The organism is Streptomyces sp. NBC_00094, from assembly GCF_026343125.1.
Classification (GTDB): domain Bacteria; phylum Actinomycetota; class Actinomycetes; order Streptomycetales; family Streptomycetaceae; genus Streptomyces.
This window is the reverse complement of record NZ_JAPEMB010000001.1, coordinates 7,712,231-7,730,328: the sequence shown is the minus strand read 5'-3', so window position 1 is coordinate 7,730,328 and position 18,098 is coordinate 7,712,231. Positions and strand designations below refer to the sequence as shown.

Sequence of the window (18,098 nt, the reverse complement as noted above, 5' to 3'; positions counted from 1 at the left end):
GTGGGGGCCACTGTCCCATTGACTGAAATGTCAGTCAAGATTGCCGTTGCACAGCGACTGCGCGTTCCTGCTCGACGGAGTTCAGCGCGTGCTTGTCCTGGATCTGACGGATGACCGGGTTCCGCCCGTCACAGACCTCGGCCGCCGCGTCATATGGCCGCCGACGGGGACGGAACCGGCGCAGCGGGCGGGCGTTCGAGCCGGCTACGCGATCAGCACCTGGCAGGCAGCGGGTGTCGACCGGTGAGCACCTATGGGGCGTACACGCGTGCCCTCGGGGACCGCGTCACGGACGGCCGAGGCGCGCGACCTCGGCGTCGATGGCCTCGCTCATCAGGGTCCGGGCGTGGGCGATCCGGAGCGTGCCGCTGAGCCAGCGCATGCTCAGGCCCTCCAGGAGGGCGGTGAGCCGCTCGGCGGCGGCGGTGAGAGCGACCGCCGGGGCCATCGGCCGGACCTGGCCGAGCAGGGCCGCCACCTCCTGGACCCAGATCAGGGTGGCTCTCGCGAGGTCCTCACGCAGGAGATCGTCGAAGACGGCGCTGGCCCTCAATTCACCCCAGGCGCTGCTGTTCTCCCTGACCTCGGTCGAGTCCTGGAGTTCGAGGAGGAGCGTTTCCTCCAGCTCCTCGCGCGGGCTGAGCGGTGCGGCGTCCGGATCGCGGTGGGTCGTGTAGCGCTCGGCGCGGTCGTTGATGAACTCCAGCGTCTTGCTCAGGATCCCGGCGCGGTCCTTGAAGTGGTAGTAGATCAACGCGGTGGACACGCCCGCCTCGGCGGCGAGCTCCTCCACGCGCAGGCCGCGGACCCCGCGCCGGGCGATGACCCGCGCGGCGGCTTCGAGGATCTGAGTGCTGCGAGACGCCATGGCCCGAACCTTACCGGGCACCTCCCGCGCCCGGAATCACTCCCTGACCAGCCGGTCGCCGCCGAGGGGCAGCGGCCGGCCGGGTCATCCGGTGTCGCCCGGTCAGACAGCCGGGGGAACGACCGGTTGCGACTGGGTGGCGCAGTGGATGCCGCCACCGCCGCGCGCGATGTTGTCGATGTTCAGCTGAACGATGCTCCGGCCGGGGTAGGCGGCCGCGAGAATGCCGTAGGCCACGCTGTCGGCATGGGTGTCACCGAACTGAGGGACGAGGACAGCGCCGTTCGCGGTGTAGTAGTTGGTGTAGCTGGACAGGAAGCCGGAGCCTCCTCCACGGATGTACAGGCGGTCCGGACCGGGGAGCTCGGTGACGGTCAGGCGGCGGCCCTGTGCGTCGGTCGCGCCCAGCAGGATCTGCTTGGTCTCGTTGTAGACGGCGACCCACTTGGGGTCGGTGCCGGGACCGGGCTGGTCCAGGATGACCTGTCCCGGCGCGACGAAGCGGGCCAGGCAGTCGATGTGGCAGTCGGTGATGTCCTGGCCGGCGAGTCCCGGTACCCAGATCACCTTGTCGATGCCGAGCGCCGACTTCATCGCCTGCTCGACCTGATCCTGGGTCATGCCCGGGTTGCGGTTGGGGTTGACCATCGAGCTGACCGTGGCCAGCAGGGTGCCCTGGCCGTCGGTCTCCAGTGAGCCGCCCTCCCCGACGAACCCGGCCCGCACGCGTTGGACGCCGTAGTGGCCGAGCAGGGTCGCGGCCGCGGCCGCGTCGTTGGCATAGGGCTGCGCGTACGGCGTGCCGGTCTTGCCCCAGCCGTTGAAGTTGGTGTCCACACCGGCGACGACGCCGGGGGCGACGACGAAGGTGGGGCCGAAGTCACGTATCCACAGATCGTCGTTGGGGATCTCGACGACGTCGATGCCGTAGTAGGCCCCTGCTCCGCAGGCGTACCGGGCGTCCGCCGCCTGCGAGGGCCGGGCGAGCATCACGACCGGCTCGTAGCGGGAGATCGCGTCGGCGACCTTCGCGATGTCCCTGCGGACGCCGCCGAGCTGCGTGGACCAGACCGACGACAGCGCCGGCCAGGCCATGAAGGTGCGCACGTGGGCGTCGGTCTCCGCGGGCATCCGCAGCGTGGCGCCCGAGGGGCCGGTGGCGGCGCGGGCGGCCGTGGGCAGTGCCGATCCAAGGGCCGCGAGCGGCAGAGCGGCCGCACCGAGCCGAAGCAGTCGGCGCCGAGACGTCGTGGGCGTGTCCATGGGGTTCCTGTCTGAGGGAGGGGGTGGATGTTTCCCGCATGCTCCCGCAGACTGAAAATTCAGTCAATGATCACTTCGGGACCATGCTCCCACCGGAACCCCGTTCTCTACCGATCACTGCGGTAGTGCTCGAACGCCGCCGCGACCGGCCCGCCATCCGCCTGGGCTTCTATCAGCCGCACGATGACGAGGTCCTTCCCGTCGGAGCTACGGACGCAGAAGGGGCGCTCGTCGGCCAGGTCCGCGAAGGGGATCCGGGTGACCGGCTCCGTGTCGATACCCCGCACGCAGTCGGCGGGTCCCAGATCTCCCCCGGGAGACACGAAGGCGTCACTGTCTTCGGGGAGGACGAACTCCGACCGGTCTCGCGCCAGGTACCAGGCGGCCGTGTCCACGGGAACGACCTTCCCGGCCTTCAGGTCGAATTCGTAGGAGGCATCAGGCGAGGTCAGCTCGACCTCCTTGTTGCCCGGCACATAGGAGTCCGCCGCGGGGTACGACGGACCGGAGTCGGCGTCGGAACCCCCTGCCCGGCCCGGCGCCCACGGCGGGGAGTCGAGGAGATACACGGCGCCACCGGCCGTCACGAGGATCACGAGCGCGGCGAGGGCCGTCACGAGCGGGCGCCGCCGACCGCCGTTCCGCGCCCGGCGCGAGGAGGGCCGGACCGGGATGTCGGCCTTGGGGGGCGGAGGCGGAGCGGCCGGGGACGCCGGGGCGGCGAGGGTGGGCTGCGCGTGAACCGGCGCCTGATGGACCGCCCGCCCCGCGACCTCGCTGCTGATCGACCGGGGCAGCCAGCCCTCGGCGAACTCCGGACGGGGTCCCACCAGGGGATGGGCGTGGACGGCCGCGATCAGGTCCACCGTCGTGGGGCGGCCCTCCGGCTGCTTGGACAGACACCAGGCCAGCAGATCCCGCAGGTCGTGCGGCACGCGCGTGAGATCGGGCTGCTCGTGGACCACCCGGTACAGAGCGGCGGACTCCGGCCCCGGCCCGAAGGGACCCGTGCCGCTCGCCACGTACGCGATGAGCGCGCCGAGTGCGAAGACGTCGGTGGCCGGAGACACCGGACGGCCCAGCGCCTGCTCAGGAGCCATGAACGCCGCGGTCCCGATGCTCATGCCCCTCCCCGTCAGCGCGACGGCGTCGGCCGCACGCGCGATACCGAAGTCGATGACGCGGGGCCCGTCCTCCGCGATCAGCACGTTGGCGGGCTTGAGGTCGCGATGAACGACCCCGGCCCGGTGGATCGCCTGGAGGGCCTCGGCGATGCCGGCCACGAGCAGCAGCACCGTCCGCACCGGGAGCGGGCCGTGCCGCTGGACCACCTGCTGCAGGGACGGTCCGGGGACATAGGCGGTGGCGAGCCACGGCGTGGGGGCGTCCACCCCCGAGGCGACCACCTGCGCGGTGAACAGGCCGTGGATGCGCTCGGCGCTGGCCACTTCCTGGGCGAAGCGCAGGCGGAACTCGGGATCTCCCGCGAACTCCGCCCGTACCGCCTTCAACGCGATCGGGCGGCCTCCGGGGGTGTGAGCCAGGTACACCACACCCATGCCACCCGAGCCCAGTCGGGCCTGGAGGCGGTATCCGCCGATCTCTCGGGGGTCGTCGGCCGTCAGCGCCGCGTGAGCGGGCTGTGCACCGGAAAGCTGAGCGGACATGCGGTGGCTCTTTCGACGATGTTGGCACGGCGGACGGATGGCGCGTGTCGGCTGACACCACACTGGCGCATAGTGCCTCTAACTAAAGATTCAGTCAATATGCGACACTGGTGGATCAGACCACTCAGGAGGGGGAACACGTGGCGACGGACCGCCGAAGGGCCATCTTGGAAGGTGCCGCCCGAGTCATAGCCCGGCGAGGCGTACGCGGACTGCGCATGGAGGAGCTGGCGGCCGAGTCCGGGGTGTCCACCGCGCTGATCTACTACCACTTCAAGGACCGGGCCGGCGTCCTGCGCCACACCCTGGAGTTCATCAGCGACCGGGCCGACCGGTACACATCCGACGAGACCGCCCCGGGCGAACCGCGCGACGCCCGGCAGGAACTGGAGCAGACCCTGCTGCTGGAGTTCCAGGACCTCCCGGACGTGCGCGAGAACAGCACCGCGTGGGGCGAGCTGCGCGCCAGCGCGGTCTTCGAGCCCGAGTTGCGCGGCGACCTGGCCAGAGCCACGCTGGCCTGGATCCACGATGTCGCGGATCTCATGAGCTGCATCCGTCCGACGGCCCCCGCCCCGGCCCTCACGGCATCCGCGGAGAGACTCACCGGGCTCCTGGAGGGGCTCAGCACGCGCTGGCTCAGCGGCACCCTTCCCCTGACCCATGCCCGCGAACTGGTGAAGGAGGCGGTCTCCATCGAGATCCGGCGACTGGAGTAGCGGACACGCGGCATCGGCCATGACGCGGCCCGATGGGGGCATCGGGGTGAGGCGACTTCAGTCGGGGCGGGGCGACTTCATGGCACATCAACACGGAGGCAAACTTGACTGAATATTCAGTCAATGCCAGAGTGGCGACACGACGACCATGTCCGGCCCGGCGGTACCGGCGATTCCAGGGACCGTGCATGCACCCTGTTCACGGGCACAGGGCGGCGATCGACACCCCTCGCCCCACGGCAGCGCCACCGGAAGCCCTCTGGTCCCGCACCCTCACGATCGGAGACCCCGATGTCCGACTTCCGCCCCTCCCGCCGATCGGCTCTGCGCGTGCTCGCCGGAATCGGAGCGCTCACCCTCGGCACCGCGGCCTGCGGACCCGAAGACCCCGGCCCGTCACCTGCCGCAGGCTCCACCGGCCCCACCGCGGGAACCGACGAGGAGCGACGCCTGGGCGCCGAGTGGGAGAGCCACGCCCGCACCTTCATGTCGTGGCCCGCGCTGGAGTCCGTCTGGGAGGACGACCTCCCTTACGTACGCCAGGACATCGCGCGCATCGCACGGGCCATCGCGGAGTACGAGTACGTCGTGATGATGGCCCGGCCGGACCAGCGGGCAGCGGCCCAGAAGGCATGCGGCTCCGCCGTCGAGGTCATCCCCCTCGCCGTCGACGACCTGTGGGCCCGTGACACCGTCCCCGTGTTCGTCGAGGAAGGCGGGAAGGTCCTCGGAGTCGACTTCAACTTCAACGGCTGGGGCGACAAGCAGGTCCACGACAACGACGCCCAGGTCGGCCGGAAGCTGCTGGCGAAGTACGGGATCCCCCGCATCCAGGCACCTCTCGTCGCCGAGGGCGGCTCCTTCGAGACCGACGGCGAGGGAACCCTCCTCATCACCGAGAGCTCGATCGTCAACGACAACCGCAACCGGGGCAAGTCCCGCGACCGGATCGAGGCCGAGCTCAAGGAGCTCCTGGGCATGGAGAAGGTGATCTGGCTGAAGGGCGTACGCGGCGAGGACATCACCGACGCCCACGTCGACAGTCTCGTACGGTTCACCGCGCCCGGAGTGATCCTCCTCGACCGGGCCTTCCCGGGCACGCCCGCCGACTCCTGGTCGCGCTCCTCGGACGAGGCCTTCACGGTGCTGAGCGAGGCGACCGACGCCCAGGGCCGCGGCTTCGAGGTCATCGACCTCCCGCAGCCCGACCCCGACCGGATCTCCGGGTACAGCGACGACTTCCTGTCGACCTACGCGAACTTCTACATCGGCAACGACGCGGTGTACCTGCCCAAGTTCGGCGACAAGAAGGCCGACGACCGCGCACGGGGAATCCTGCGGGAGCACTTCCCCAAGCGGGACATCGTGCAGGTGAACATCGACACCATCGCCACCGGAGGCGGCGGGATCCACTGCGCCACCCACGATCAGCCCGGCAAGCCGGTCGACTGACCGCGATCCAAGGAGCCTCAGTGTCCACCACCCGACGCCACCGACCGGGCCGGGGCAGAGTCTTCCCCGCCGCGCTGGTCTGCTTCCTGATCGTGGCGGCCATCGCCCTGGGAACCTGGCTCCAGTTCGGCGAGCGCCAGACCCTGGACAGGGTGTACAGCGCCGGCGGTTCGGCGCCCGACCGCGTGGACGTCCAGGCCTCGATCCAACGCGTCGACGCCGCCGGCCGGGAGCTGGTCCTGCGCGTCCTGGTCACTCCGCGAGGAGAACTGGCCGAGGCCGGCGGCGTCTCCCCCACCGAGGACCTGACGCTCCAGACCTCGACCTCCACCCGGGGCGACCTGTCCTTCAAGGCGCACAGCCGCATCGCGACCATGGACCTGCCCGTCACCCTGACCGGCGGGTCGATCACGGACTACCCCTTCGACACCTACGACGCGGCCATCGAGTTCAGCGCCACCCAAGGAGGCGAGAAGGTCCCCGTCCACATGACGCTGACCAACGGCGACGCGCTCTTCTCGGCAGGAGTGGACGCCTCGGAGGACACCGGGACCGCGATCTTCGACGTCTCGCTGGGACGCTCCGACAGTGTCCTCATCTTCGCCGTCTTCATGATGGTCGCCATGTGGGCCCTGGCCGTCTCGGTACTCATCGGAGCATGGTTCCTCGTCACGCGCGGGAAGGGTCTGACCTGGCCTGCCCTCGGCTGGATGGCCGCCACGCTCTTCGCCCTGGCCGCCTTCCGCAACACCGCCCCGGGCACACCGCCCATCGGCTGCCTCCTGGACTACATCGCCTTCCTCTGGGCCGAGACCGTGATCGCCTTCTGCCTCGTCACGGTGGTCGTCACGGGCTTCAAGGCCGAGCGCCGGTCATCGAGCACCGCGTAGTCGCCGCGGTCGACGTGCCCCCACCAGATGAGGAGGGGCCCTTCCCCACCCGGGAAGGGCCCCTCCGGTGCTCCACCGACGGCGCGCAGGTCAGCCCTCGGTGTGCGTCCGGCGGCGGCGCCACCACACGAGTGCGCCGCCTGCGGCGACCGCGGCCGCGGCGATGCCGCCGATCAGGGCCACGGGCGTGTCGCTGCCGGTGTCCGCGAGGTCGCCGTCAGGGTCCTTCGGGCCCGGCGGAGTGGTGGGTTCGAGGGACTGGCTGACCGTCGGTGCCGGATGCGTCGCGGTTGGCTCCGGCTGCCCCGTACCGGACGGGGACGCGGTCGGGGTCGGAGTGGGGGTCGGAGTCGGGGTCGTCGTGGGCGTGGGCGTAGGGGTGGGGGTGCCGCCGTCGGAGTGTCCGGCGCTGTTGCCGCCGAACATCAGGTGGCCCTCCTTGTGCGGGTCGTCGGCGATCGTGTCGACGGCGTAGCCGACCGTGCGGGGCTTGTAGCGCTGCTCGGTGCGGAAGCGCACGGGGTTCATGTTGCGCTTGGGCTGCTTGGAGAAGTCGACCCCGCCCACGGTGTAGACGTAGACGTCCTCGCCGTTGGACCACTTGTACTTGAAGGTGCCCTCGGTGAAGGCCTTGTAGTAGCGGTCCCAGACCTGCTTGCCGGTCCAGTTCTTGTGCGGGGCGCGCAGTGACCAGCGCTTCACATCGCCGCTGTTGATGATCTCGCGGTACTCGGCGGGCATGTCGGAGGCGTTCTGCCGGACCCACTCGGCGGCGACGCGGGCGGTGTAGACCCGGCGCAGGTCGGCGTAGTAGTCGCCGTTGTTGACCTTCTCCTCGACCAGGGGGGTGATGTAACGGTCGAGCACACGGTCGGACTGCTGCGTCTCCGCCTCGGTGAGCTCGCAGCCCTTGCCGCCGGGCGGCTGCGTGTCGGTCTCCTGGGGCACCGTGGACAGCTTCAGCGGGGTGTCGAGGATGTGGATGCCGCCGTCCTGCTCGCGCACGACGGCGGTCTCCGGCTCGATCCAGTAGCGGAAACCGGCCCAGCAGGGGAAGCCGTCGCGCTCGGGCAGGGCGTTCATGAAGTTGCGGCCGACCTCCGTCTCGGGGTCCATGGCCTTGAAGATGTCGTGCTTCAGCTCCAGGTCCGCTTCCAGAAGCACGCGGCCGGCGTCGGTCTTGCCGAAGTCGGCGTCGATGATGCGGTTCGGCTCGTCCGGATTGAGATTCACCCAGAACGTGGACGGGTCCAGGGCGAGCCAGGTGAAGAAGGCGTCGGAGATCAGGTTGCCCTTCTCCTGGCCGCCCCACCCGGCCGCGTACTCGTCCTCGACCGACTTGGCGGAGAAGGCGTAGTCCAGGCCCTCACCGCCCTTGCCCTTGCCGATGTACCGCAGGTCGAGGGTGGTGAAGTCGATGCCCCCGAGTCCACGGTTCATCAATGACCGCTGCCCGGTCTTGCCCAGCCGGTCGAGTTGATCCTTGAGGGTCTGGGGGTTCGGCGGTGACTGGTTGATCACCTGGTTGCCGGAGCCGCGGGAGCCGGTGGAGGTGCCGTTGCCCGGCGACATCGTCGTACCGTTCGCACGGTACGGGCCGTTCTCGGTGCCCTTGGGGGGCAATCCCCTGTGATGGGACTGGTAGTCGTAGGAACGGACCCGGTCACGGCCGAGCGAGTCCTTGCCCGCGCTGTCCTTCAGTTCCTGCATGAACTTCTTCGCGTCGCCGGTCTGGTTCTCGGCGAACACGTAGGTGTACTTGTAGGAGCTCCAGCCCCTGTTCTTGGCCCAGGCCCGGTCCGCGGGCTTCTCGCGGCCGTCGGGGCTTCCGTTGGACTTGACCTCCACGATCTCCCGGGTGCTCTTGTTGTAGGCGTCCAGCCTGCGCAGATGGCGTTCGCCGGTGTCGGGGTCGACGAAGTAGAACTCCTTCTCGCAGATCCAGTCCGGACCCGTCAGACCCATCTCCCGCACGACCTTGGCCATGAACGCCTTGCCGCGGGCGTCGTATCCCTGGTTCGGGATGTAGACCTTCTTCAGGTAGTCGTCGAAGCTCTTCCAGCGCCTCTGCGCGTTGAACCGGGCGTAGATGCGGCGCGGGTCGCTGTGGTCGTACTTCTTGTAGTCGCTGCCCGCGGCGTCCAGTTCGGCCTGGGTGGGGTTGAGGCCGTCGAACTGGAGACCCGGGTTGGTGTAGTCGTAGGTGTCCCAGCGGTCCACCGCACGGGAGGCGTCCCCCTGGGGCAGACCGCCGGTGGGTACGTTCCTCACCCCGTACATCTCGTCACAGCGCTTGCCGGGTTTCGGCGGCCTGGGCGCGGCCTCGGCGATGTCGATACCGGGCTGCCCGGTGAGGGTCATGACGGTGGCGCAGGCGAGCGCTATCAGACTGTTCCTGAGCGCACGCCAGCGGCGTGTTGTTCGAGCCGGCTTCACAGTGCTTTCCCCCGGGAGCCCCACGGTCCGATTCAGGCTGTGCGGCGCCAGGGCCCCCTATGCTCACGTGAGCGCCGCACAAGCACCCGATCCTAGAGCCTCACTTTGCCCCCGCAACGGCGCATCAAGAGGAGTTCATGTGTCAGAAGCGTGCAGATCCAAGGTTGTTGGTGTCACATCGCAGGCTAGGCTTAGCTGCTGTGAGCGATGAAATCTGGGACCACGAGGATGAGTACGCCGTCGCCGAGCGCATCGACACGGCGCACGCCGACAACCCCCGCCTCGCGGCATGGCTGGCCGAGCAGCAAGACCGCTTCGACGGCTGGAACCACCGCCACGGCGGCGGATGGGACTTCACCGAGCGCTCCCTCGATCGCATGGAAGCCCTCGTCCGTGAGCACGTCACATCCGTCGACGACCTGTTCGCTCGCGAACACACCCCGATGATTCAGGTCGCCTGCTGGTACGTCGGTGAAGTCCACAACCGCACCCGCGGCACCGAGTGGCGGATGGACCCCGAACCCGCCGACACCCACCCCTGGTCCAAGCGCCCCTATGTCATCGTGCCCTTCACGCGCTTGCACGAGTACGAGGACGCCGAGGGCATCGACTACGACGCGCGCCCCCAACACCACCCGCTCAGCGGCTTCCTCGACCTCGTCCGGGAGCAACCCACCTCAGGGGCAGGCTCGTTGCGCAGCGAGCTGGACGACTACGAGCCCGACACGGGGACTTCGGGCACGCGGCACCGGCCATGACCCGGGCCGGATCGCCACCGGCCTCTCGGTGATCCTCGCCTGCGGCTGCGAGGCCGTCAGGGTTCACTCCGTACTACGCAACCAGGGCGAGGTGTTCGGCCCGGTCGCCTCGACACCGACTGCCCGGCGGCTGCCGGCCGCTGTCGACGGACGCGTACCGCTGCGGCTACTCCCCGCGGAGTAGCCGCAGCGCCTTCCGCCGGGGGACGACCATGGCGCCCCCGCAGCGGCATTCTGGCTGTCGCGCACCGGGGTTCCCTGCCCGCGCCACCCGCCGCGGTCCCCGCCGGATCCCTTCACCGACGCCACAGGAGATGTCATGCCCACATCAGTAAGCGCACCCCGGACGACCTCGCTCCAGGACGCGGCCCCGCGCCCGCGCGGCGCCGTCGCGCTGCTCACCGTCTCGCTCTCCTACGCCGTACTCACCGCCGCGTACGTCGTCACCAACCGCGCCACCCCACAGCCCGACGCCTCCGGCCGCGACATCCTGAGCCAGTACGTACGCGAACACGGCACGGCGATCGACCTGGGAGCCTTCCTGCTGCTCGTCGCCGCCGTTCTCCTGGTGCCCGTGGCCGCCACCCTGGCCCGGCTGGTGCGGCGGGGGCGGGAGCAGGGTGCCGCGGCGGCAACGGTCCTCGCCGGCGGGCTGCTGGCCAGTGGCGCACTGGGCGCCAGCGCCGCGCTCACCTGGACCCTCGGCCGGCTTCCGGAAGACGCACCCGCAGCCCTGGCCCGCACCCTGGCGGACCTGTCCTTCCTCGCCGGCGGTGTCGGATACGCCGTGTCCTTCGCTCTCCTGGCGGCAGGCGCCTGCCTGGCAGCCCGTGAGAGCGGGCTGCTGCCGCGCGCCTGCGTCATCACCGGGCTTGTCATCGCCGCCGCCGGACTGGCGGCCACCCTCACGCTCCTCGCCATCGACTTCGGCTACCTGCTGCCCGTCGTCCGCTTCGGTGGCACGGCGTGGCTGGTGTGGGCCGCGTCCGCGCTGTTCCGCGCGCGCCCGATCACACCGCGGACGAACGCGTGACCGCGCAACCTCCTCCCCGCCCAAACAGCCCGATGTCCGAGGCGCGTCGTAGTCTTCCCCGCGTCTGATCGCCCTGGGAGGTTCGCTTGTCCGTTCGTGCTCGGCTCCGTGTCGCCCTTCCCTCCCTCATGCCCGCTTCACAGGCCGGCCCACCCGCGATCGCCGGACTGCCGGGGCGCAGCATGCTCGTCCAGCGGAACGACGACGAGGTCGTGGCCCGGCCGCTGGACGACGCCTTCGTCCCGCGTGCCGGAGCGGACGTCCGCTTTCCCGCGCCCTGGCCGCGCCATCGCGGGACGTGGGAGGTGGCGCCGGACGCGAGTGTGGTCGTGTTCGCCGGAGTTCACGCCGTACGGGTGGTGGAACCGTCGGGTGCGACACGCTGGGAGGTCCGGCACGGATGCTGGTACGGCGCATGCCGGGAGATGCACACGTCGTACGACGAGTACGCGGACCGGCCGGACCATCGGTACCCGGAGGGCGGCTCCGTCGGTTTCTCGGCGGACGGCACCATCGTCTGGGCCCACGTACGCGGCCCGCTGCCCGAGGGCGAACTGCACCCTGACGCGGTCGACGAGTGGCTGGTCATCGACGCTGTGAGCGGGCGCGTGCTGGCACGCGCCGACGCCGAGGCAGCCGCCGCCGGCAGCTTCCACCTGCCCCACCCCACCGATCCGCGTCAGATGGGACTGAGCATCGGCGAAGGGCAGGACGGGGCTCCGCTGCGCTGGGGCCGATGGGACGGGGAAGAGCCGGCCGTGGACTGCCTGGAAGGCGACCTCTGCCTGCTGAGCGTCAGCCCCTCGGGTGACCGGCTCATGACCATCTCCCACGACCAGGACCGGCTCGCCGTACGCGACTCCCGTGGAGCCGTCATGGAGACATGGGAATGGGAGGCCGAGGCAGTCATCCCCGGACACCCTGATGCCACCTCCGGCGATGAGGACGAACCGCCCGCCTGCTGGGACTGGGCGGGCGGCTTCCTCGACGAGACGACCCTCGTCGTCTCCACTGCGGAGAGCGACGACCAGTGGGGTCAGGGCCGACACTGGCTGATCGACATCGCGGGGTCGTTCGGCTTCGTGCCGATTGCCTATCCCTCGCCGGTCTCCTGCGAGCCGACCGCGTTGGGGAACGGCGCCTGGTCGACGGTGTCCGAGTCCCGTGACGTCCTCCACGTCTGGGATGTGCGGACACCGGAGGACTGATGCGGCCGGATGCTCACGTGGTGGCCGGGGTGGGGGCGATGCCGATCACCGTCCGTCTCACCACGCATGGTGGTACGTGCCCGGATGACCGGCATCGGTCCGGATGGTCTGATCGATGCGGGTCAGGTACGCGGCGATCGCCGTCTCAGGGGAGATCGAACGGCAGGTCCATCCCGTCGAGCGCCGCCGCGCACGCGCATTCCCTGTCGCGGTCCAGGACGGGGACGGTCCGCAGGACCAGGTCCTTCAGTCGTTCCACGTTCGCCGCGAACACGCGGAAGACCTCGTCCTGCGAGACTCCCTCTCCCCGCTCCACGCCGGCGTCGTAGTCGGTCACGAGCGCGATGGAGGTGTAGCAGAGGGCGAGTTCACGGGCGAGGACGGCCTCGGGGTGCCCGGTCATGTTGATGAGCGACCAGCCGGCGGACGCGTACCACTGGGACTCCGCCCGGGTGGAGAATCGGGGGCCCTCGACGACCACCATCACCCCGCCGTCGTGGACGTCGGCTCCGGCCTCGCCCGCGGCCTTGAGCACGGCCGCTCGTCCGGCGTCACAGTACGGGTCGGCGAAGGAGACGTGCGTCGCGCCGTGGTCGTAGTACGTCTGCACGCGGGCCGTGGTCCGGTCGACGAGCTGGTCGGGAAGGACCACGCTGCCGGGGCCGAGCGAGGTGCGCAGGGAACCGACGGCGCAGGGCGCGAGGACCTGCCGCACCCCCAGCGAGCGCAGGGCCCACATGTTGGCGCGGTAGTTGATGCGGTGCGGGGGAAGCTCGTGGTGGCTGCCGTGCCGGGGCAGGAAGGCCACTCGGCGATCGCCCACGGTGCCGACGGACACCGCGTCGGATGGCGCGCCGTACGGGGTGGTGACCTCGACCCGCTGCACCGACTCCAGGAGTTCGTAGAAGCCGCTGCCGCCGATGACCGCGATCTCCGCCTTCGCCGTCTCCTCGGATGGATCACTCATGGTTCCGGTCCTCCTGTGTGTACGTGCGATCCGGCGCCGTCGGCCTGCCCGCGCCGGGTCGGGAGACGAGTGGGGTGAGGGAGGCGACCGCCTCGTGCCCGGGCACGGCGGGGCGTTCGTCGTCGGGGCGGCGCACGGCCACGGTCTGCCAGCCGGCGTCGGCGGCGGCGTCGAGCTCGGCACCGACGTCGCTGACGAAGAGCAGTTCCCCGGGGTCGTGCCCGAGCTCCGCCGCGATGGCGCGGTAGGAGTCGGTGTGCGCCTTCGGGCCGGCCGTCGTCAGGTCGAAGTAGCCGTCGAGCAGCGGGCGCAGGTCGCCGTGCGCGGTGTGGCCGAACCAGTCGCGCTGAGCGGCCACGGAACCGGACGAGTAGATGAAGCGGCCGGTGCCCTGTGCCTTCCAGTGCTCCAAGGCGGGCGGTACGTCAGGGTAGACGTGGCCGGACAGCTCCCCCGCCTCGTAGCCTCCGGACCAGATCAGTCCCTGCAGCGCCTTCAGCGGCGCCGCCTTCACATCGGCGTCGGCCCACTGCTCCAGGAGCGCCAGAGCACTCGCCTCGTCCTGGGCCGCCCCGGTGTGGGCGGCGACCGCGTCGAGGATCTGCCGCCAGGGTGCGGTGCCGCGGTGTTCGGTGAGCCAGGGGGCGAGCCGCGCGCGGGCGTAGGGGAAGAGGACGTCGCGTACGTGGCTGAGGGACCCGGTGGTTCCCTCGATGTCGAGGACGACGGCACGCGGCCCGTTGTCGGGGACCCGGTCGAGTCGGCTGTCCGGCATCAGTCTTCCCGCAGGAGTGCGTCGAGACGAGGGAATCCGCCGGCGATGGGTTCCTGGGTGAAGTCGCCCACCCAGCCGTCCTCCTTCTCGAAGAAGCGGATGGCGCAGAAGTCCGGGTCGGGACCCATGTCGAACCAGTGCCGGGTGCCGGCGGGAACCGACAGCAGGTCGCCGGCCTCGCACACGACGGCGTAGACGCGGTCGTCGAGGTGGAGGTAGAAGCAGCCGGTGCCCTGGGCGAAGAACCTGACCTCGTCCTCGGCGTGCCGGTGCTCGTCGAGGAAGGTCGACCGGGCCTTGGTCGCTCGCTCCCGCCACTCCGGCCCTTCCTCGGGGTGGAGCCTGGCGACGTCGACGAGGCGCAGCCCCTGGCGGGCGCAGAGCTCGTCGACCTCGTGCCGGTAGGCGTCGAGCAGCTCGTCGGACGTCGTCTCCGGCGTCACGCGGGTGCGCAACGGCCAGCGTGTGAAGGAGACCGACCGCTCGCGCAGGGCCTGCGCGATGGCGGCCTCATCCCGCGTACGGAGCAGGACGGTGTCCGGTGCGTCGTCCGGCATGATCTGCAGCAATGTCATGGTGAGGTCCTGTCGTCGGGTCCTTCAGGCACGGGAGACGCGCAGTTCGGACTGGGCGAGCACGAGCAGCTGGCAGAGTGACTCCAGGCATTCGAGCCTGTTCTTGGCCTGGTTGAGCGAGTCGCCCCACGCGGTGATGCCGTGATCGGCCAGGAGGAGCCCCGGCGGGCCTTCCCCGTACGCCGCGAGGTGGGCGGCGACGTCCTCGGAGATCCGCTCCACCTCGGGCCAGTTGGGGAACACCGGCAGGTCCATGGCTGCCGGGTCCGTGAGGCCCAGTCCCTTGAGCAGCTCGAAGCGTTCCACCCGGAGTGAGGACACCGCCCCGTGGGCGCCGACGCGGTGGGCGATCACGGTGGCGTACGGAGAGTGTGCGTGGATGACGGCGCGGGCTCCGGTGACGCGGTAGACCGCCGCGTGGATGGAGGTCTCGGCCGAGGGGCGGGCCTGACCGGGAAGGGACGCCTCGCCGGTGCGGGTGTCGACCTCCACCACGTCCCGTGCGGTCAGCTCGCCCTTGTCCCGGCCGCTCGCCGTGATCAGCGCCCTGTCGGGATCCTCGGGCAGTCGCACGGACACGTTGCCGGAGGTGCCCGGCATCCATCCGCGCTCGTACAGGGTGCGGGTGAGGTCGGCCAGCTGCTGGGCGGACTGCTTGCCGGCGGCGGTGGACGGCGCGTAACTCATACGCTCACCTCGGATGCGGAGTGCACACCGTGTTCGGAGACGGTGGCGGAGATCAGGGAGGCAGGGGTGACGTCGAAGGCCGGGTTGTACGCACGCGTACCAACCGGGGTGGTGCGGACGCCTCCGTAGGAGGTCACCTCGTCGGCGTCGCGTTCCTCGATGACGATGTCCCGTCCGTCGGCGAGCGATCTGTCCCAGGACGACTCGGGGGCGACGACGATGAAGGGAATGCCGTGGTGGGCGGCGGCGATCGCCAGTGCGTAGGTGCCGATCTTGTTGGCGGCGTCCCCGCCGGCGGTGATGCGGTCGGCTCCGACCAGGACGCAGTCGACAAGTCCCCGGCTCATGGCCGCGGCGGCCGCGCTGTCGACGCACACGCGGTGCGGCACGCCGGCTTCGGCCAGCTCCCAGGCCGTCAGCCGGGCGCCCTGCAGGAGCGGTCGGGTCTCGCCGACGAGGACCTCGGTGATCTTCCCGGCGTCCGCGAGGGCGAGGATCGTGCCGAGGGCGGTTCCCACGGCCGCGGTCGCGAGTCGGCCGGTGTTGCAATGGGTGAGGATCCGCAGGGGCCGCTGAGGGCAGCGGTCGAGTACGGCCTGGACCGCGTGGGCGACCATCTGCCGGTTGACCGATCGGTCCTCGTCGATCATGACGGTCGCTTCGGCGAGTACCGCGTCCGGGCCGTCGGCGAGCTTCGCGAGAGCCCTGTCGACGGCCCACGCGAGGTTGACGGCCGTGGGTCGGGCGGCGGCGAGCCGCCGAGCATCGGCGTGTACGGCTTCCCGCCCGTGGTCGGCGGCGCCGGGCGAGCAGTGGGCGTAGGCGGAGAGCGCGACGCCGAGGGCGCCCGCGAGTCCGATGGAGGGGGCGCCCCGTACCGCGAGTGTCGTGATGGCGGTGATGACGTCGTCCACGGTGGTCAGACGCAGGAGTCGACGTTCGTGGGGCAGTGCGCGCTGATCGAGCGTGACGATCGCGTCGCCGTCCCAGCGCAGTGACGGCTGGTCGGAGGCCATGCTCACGGTCGGCTGCTCCTTCGGTCCGAGAGGTGGTACGAGTCAGTCGGCCAGGGGACGCGAGCGCAGCTCGACGAGCGCGGGCGCGGCATCCGCGTCGGCGGTCACCTGGTCGCGGTCCTCGCCGACGGCGATGACGTAGCCGTAGCGGTTCATGTACGCCCGGGGCGGGAGGGCCAGCCGGGTTCCGGGACCGGCCGTCGCGACCGCGCTGTGCACCGTGGGCCCGAAGAGGTCGGTGCGCACGGTCACCTCGACGGCCTCGCAGTCGCGCTCCGGGTAGAGGAACCTGATGGCCGCGGTCTTCTGTGTCTTCGGCGCGGTGTCGGGGGTGAGCCCGGCCGCCACCTGGGCGGCGGCGACGGCCGGGTCGGTGCCGGTGGCGAGCATGCCGATGAGAGGGATGAAGTCACCGCCCAGGCGCGCGTTGATCTCGACGAGTCGGGGTCCCTTGGGGGTGAGCTTGAACTCGGTGTGCGTGGCGCCGTGTGCGAAGCCGAGCGCCTGGTGGATGCGGTGCAGTTGGTCCAGGAGCTCCGGGTCCTGGAGCAGGGGGTCGGCGGCGTCGACGGTGTGACCGGTCTCTTCGAAGTACGGGTCCATGCCGACCTGCTTGCGCGCCACGATCATCGGGGTGCACACACCGTCGACGACGACCGCGTCGATGCTGATCTCGGGACCGGTCAGGTACTCCTCGACCAGGACGTCGGCCTCGTAACGGGGGACTCCCGGCCAGTTGGCGGAGCTTGCGGCTTCGAAGGCCGCCTCGACGGCGTCGCCGTCGTCGGCGCGGACGACGCCGAGGCTGCCGGCGAGGCCACGGGCCTTGATCACCACGGGGTAACCCGTCTTGTCGGCCGCGGCGCGGGCCTCGGCGGCCGTGGCGACCGGCGTGCAGGCCGGCTGCGGCACGTCCGCCGCCACGAGGCGCGACCGGGTGGCCGCCTTGTCGCGGCACGCCAGCACCGCGTCGGGTGCGCTTCCGGGCATGCCGAGGGCTTCGGCGAGCCGTGCGGCGACGTGTACGAGCGACTCGTCGTAGGTGAAGACCCCGACGACGGGGAGCTGTTGCGCGACCTTCCTCGCCTCGGCGAGAAGGTCGTCGAGGTTCTTGGTGTCGAGGAGCGAGGTCCCCTCCACGTACGGCAGCTGCCAGCTCGGCTCGTGCGCGTCGAGGAGCCACAGTCGGAAGTGACGCGAGACGGCCGCCACGATGTACTCCCGGTAGCGGCGGTCACCGCTGCCCATGATGAGCAGGACCGGTGCCTCGGTGGTGGACGACTGCGGGTGGGACGTGGCGGCCATGGTGGGAAACCTTCGTGTCGACGTGTGGTCGGGGCCGGGGCCGGCCGACGGGGCGGGGTCAGAGCCCAGGTCGGCAACTACGCTGTCTCCCGACGGCCGGAACCCTGCCAGCATTAAGCGATGTATGTCAATAGATCGATGAATGACGAAACATGACGCCCCGAGTCGGGCGCCATCACCAAGGGGTGCTGCCCGAACCGCGTCACACACGGCGGGGATCAATCGGCACTTGTCGATACCCCAGGAGCGGCCAGGCGGCCCCGGTGCGACCACGCCCAGCATGAGGCCGACGTGATCAAGCCGTCGGCACAAGGGTCGCCAGGGGGGCGGTGAGGGAGTACCGTTCGCGCACGGATCACGGTCCCCAGCCCGCCGGGTCACGGGCGAGGCGACGTCGAGTTCTGAGCGCTCCGAAGACGTGGCGTCCGGGTCCTCAGCCGCGGGGATGCCGCGCCGGGGCTGTTTCCCGTCCCCCGCCG

Annotated in this window: 16 protein-coding genes; 6 read left to right on the top strand and 10 right to left on the bottom strand. The window is 70.5% G+C overall.

Annotated elements, in window-relative coordinates:
* Positions 1–286 precede the first annotated feature (286 nt).
* From OG580_RS34055 to OG580_RS34045, 3 genes are all read right to left on the bottom strand, one after another.
* Complete coding sequence (locus OG580_RS34055) at positions 287–868, bottom strand: TetR/AcrR family transcriptional regulator (protein WP_267047512.1); 582 nt, start codon at positions 866–868, stop codon at positions 287–289.
* A gap of 102 nt (positions 869–970) precedes the next feature.
* Positions 971–2,131, bottom strand: a complete 1,161-nt coding sequence (locus tag OG580_RS34050) for an agmatine deiminase family protein (RefSeq protein ID WP_267047511.1) — start codon at positions 2,129–2,131, stop codon at positions 971–973.
* A 107-nt stretch (positions 2,132–2,238) separates the two neighbouring features.
* The gene (locus OG580_RS34045; RefSeq protein WP_267047510.1) at positions 2,239–3,798 is read right to left on the bottom strand and encodes a serine/threonine-protein kinase; all 1,560 of its coding nucleotides are present in this window, start codon (positions 3,796–3,798) and stop codon (positions 2,239–2,241) included.
* A gap of 140 nt (positions 3,799–3,938) precedes the next feature.
* Here OG580_RS34045 and OG580_RS34040 point away from each other — a divergent pair, with 140 nt between their 5' ends.
* The 3 genes from OG580_RS34040 (at position 3,939) to OG580_RS34030 (ending at position 6,859) form a co-directional block, all read left to right on the top strand.
* Positions 3,939–4,517 carry a TetR/AcrR family transcriptional regulator gene (locus tag OG580_RS34040; protein ID WP_267047509.1) on the top strand — a complete coding sequence of 193 codons (579 nt, stop codon included), beginning with the start codon at positions 3,939–3,941 and terminating at the stop codon, positions 4,515–4,517.
* Between the two features lie 291 nt (positions 4,518–4,808).
* Positions 4,809–5,969: an agmatine/peptidylarginine deiminase gene (locus tag OG580_RS34035; RefSeq protein WP_267047508.1), complete on the top strand. Its 1,161-nt coding sequence runs from the start codon at positions 4,809–4,811 to the stop codon at positions 5,967–5,969.
* 20 nt (positions 5,970–5,989) lie between these two features.
* A complete protein-coding gene (locus tag OG580_RS34030; protein ID WP_267047507.1) occupies positions 5,990–6,859 on the top strand; it encodes a DUF4436 family protein in 870 nt (289 codons plus the stop codon).
* 90 nt (positions 6,860–6,949) lie between these two features.
* On the opposite strand, the gene OG580_RS34025 is transcribed toward OG580_RS34030, so the two are convergent.
* On the bottom strand, positions 6,950–9,220 hold the full coding sequence (locus OG580_RS34025; protein ID WP_267047506.1) for an LPXTG cell wall anchor domain-containing protein: 2,271 nt from the start codon (positions 9,218–9,220) through the stop codon (positions 6,950–6,952).
* Positions 9,221–9,495: 275 nt separating this feature from the next.
* On the opposite strand from OG580_RS34025, the gene OG580_RS34020 reads away from it, so the two are divergent.
* The 3 genes from OG580_RS34020 (at position 9,496) to OG580_RS34010 (ending at position 12,294) form a co-directional block, all read left to right on the top strand.
* Positions 9,496–10,053, top strand: a complete 558-nt coding sequence (locus OG580_RS34020; protein ID WP_267047505.1) for a hypothetical protein — start codon at positions 9,496–9,498, stop codon at positions 10,051–10,053.
* 319 nt (positions 10,054–10,372) lie between these two features.
* Positions 10,373–11,086, top strand: coding sequence for a DUF4386 domain-containing protein (locus OG580_RS34015; RefSeq protein WP_267047504.1), 714 nt, complete (start codon positions 10,373–10,375; stop codon positions 11,084–11,086).
* Between the two features lie 128 nt (positions 11,087–11,214).
* The gene (locus OG580_RS34010; RefSeq protein ID WP_267047503.1) at positions 11,215–12,294 is read left to right on the top strand and encodes a hypothetical protein; all 1,080 of its coding nucleotides are present in this window, start codon (positions 11,215–11,217) and stop codon (positions 12,292–12,294) included.
* 145 nt (positions 12,295–12,439) lie between these two features.
* Here OG580_RS34010 and OG580_RS34005 read toward each other — a convergent pair whose 3' ends face one another.
* From OG580_RS34005 to OG580_RS33980, 6 genes are read right to left on the bottom strand one after another with little or no spacing between them, the layout of a single operon-like run.
* Entirely contained in the window at positions 12,440–13,261 is an 822-nt protein-coding gene (locus OG580_RS34005) for an S-methyl-5'-thioadenosine phosphorylase (RefSeq protein ID WP_267047502.1), read from the bottom strand.
* Entirely contained in the window at positions 13,254–14,036 is a 783-nt protein-coding gene (gene mtnC, locus OG580_RS34000) for an acireductone synthase (RefSeq protein WP_267047501.1), read from the bottom strand. The genes OG580_RS34005 and mtnC overlap by 8 nt, the downstream gene beginning before the upstream one ends.
* Complete coding sequence (locus OG580_RS33995; RefSeq protein WP_267047500.1) at positions 14,036–14,611, bottom strand: acireductone dioxygenase; 576 nt, start codon at positions 14,609–14,611, stop codon at positions 14,036–14,038. Before OG580_RS33995 ends, mtnC begins: the two co-directional genes overlap by 1 nt.
* A gap of 24 nt (positions 14,612–14,635) precedes the next feature.
* A complete protein-coding gene (mtnB, locus tag OG580_RS33990) occupies positions 14,636–15,298 on the bottom strand; it encodes a methylthioribulose 1-phosphate dehydratase (RefSeq protein WP_267047499.1) in 663 nt (220 codons plus the stop codon).
* Positions 15,295–16,314 (bottom strand): S-methyl-5-thioribose-1-phosphate isomerase, encoded by a 1,020-nt coding sequence (gene mtnA / locus OG580_RS33985; RefSeq protein ID WP_267048221.1) that lies wholly within the window; start codon positions 16,312–16,314, stop codon positions 15,295–15,297. Before mtnA ends, mtnB begins: the two co-directional genes overlap by 4 nt.
* Before the next feature lie 42 nt (positions 16,315–16,356).
* Positions 16,357–17,619 (bottom strand): ATP-grasp domain-containing protein, encoded by a 1,263-nt coding sequence (locus tag OG580_RS33980; protein WP_267047498.1) that lies wholly within the window; start codon positions 17,617–17,619, stop codon positions 16,357–16,359.
* Between the last annotated feature and the right edge of the window lie 479 nt (positions 17,620–18,098).

Excerpts from the sequence above, each read along its gene's own strand:
- OG580_RS34055 (WP_267047512.1), bottom strand. The coding sequence starts at position 868 with ATGGCGTCTCGCAGCACTCAGATCCTCGAAGCCGCCGCGCGGGTCATC.
- OG580_RS34050 (WP_267047511.1), bottom strand. The coding sequence starts at position 2,131 with ATGGACACGCCCACGACGTCTCGGCGCCGACTGCTTCGGCTCGGTGCG.
- OG580_RS34045 (WP_267047510.1), bottom strand. The coding sequence starts at position 3,798 with ATGTCCGCTCAGCTTTCCGGTGCACAGCCCGCTCACGCGGCGCTGACG.
- OG580_RS34035 (WP_267047508.1), top strand. The coding sequence starts at position 4,809 with ATGTCCGACTTCCGCCCCTCCCGCCGATCGGCTCTGCGCGTGCTCGCC.
- OG580_RS34025 (WP_267047506.1), bottom strand. The coding sequence starts at position 9,220 with ATGACCCTCACCGGGCAGCCCGGTATCGACATCGCCGAGGCCGCGCCC.
- OG580_RS34015 (WP_267047504.1), top strand. The coding sequence starts at position 10,373 with ATGCCCACATCAGTAAGCGCACCCCGGACGACCTCGCTCCAGGACGCG.
- OG580_RS34010 (WP_267047503.1), top strand. The coding sequence starts at position 11,215 with ATGCCCGCTTCACAGGCCGGCCCACCCGCGATCGCCGGACTGCCGGGG.
- OG580_RS34005 (WP_267047502.1), bottom strand. The coding sequence starts at position 13,261 with ATGAGTGATCCATCCGAGGAGACGGCGAAGGCGGAGATCGCGGTCATC.
- mtnC (WP_267047501.1), bottom strand. The coding sequence starts at position 14,036 with ATGCCGGACAGCCGACTCGACCGGGTCCCCGACAACGGGCCGCGTGCC.
- OG580_RS33995 (WP_267047500.1), bottom strand. The coding sequence starts at position 14,611 with ATGACATTGCTGCAGATCATGCCGGACGACGCACCGGACACCGTCCTG.
- mtnB (WP_267047499.1), bottom strand. The coding sequence starts at position 15,298 with ATGAGTTACGCGCCGTCCACCGCCGCCGGCAAGCAGTCCGCCCAGCAG.
- mtnA (WP_267048221.1), bottom strand. The coding sequence starts at position 16,314 with ATGGCCTCCGACCAGCCGTCACTGCGCTGGGACGGCGACGCGATCGTC.
- OG580_RS33980 (WP_267047498.1), bottom strand. The coding sequence starts at position 17,619 with ATGGCCGCCACGTCCCACCCGCAGTCGTCCACCACCGAGGCACCGGTC.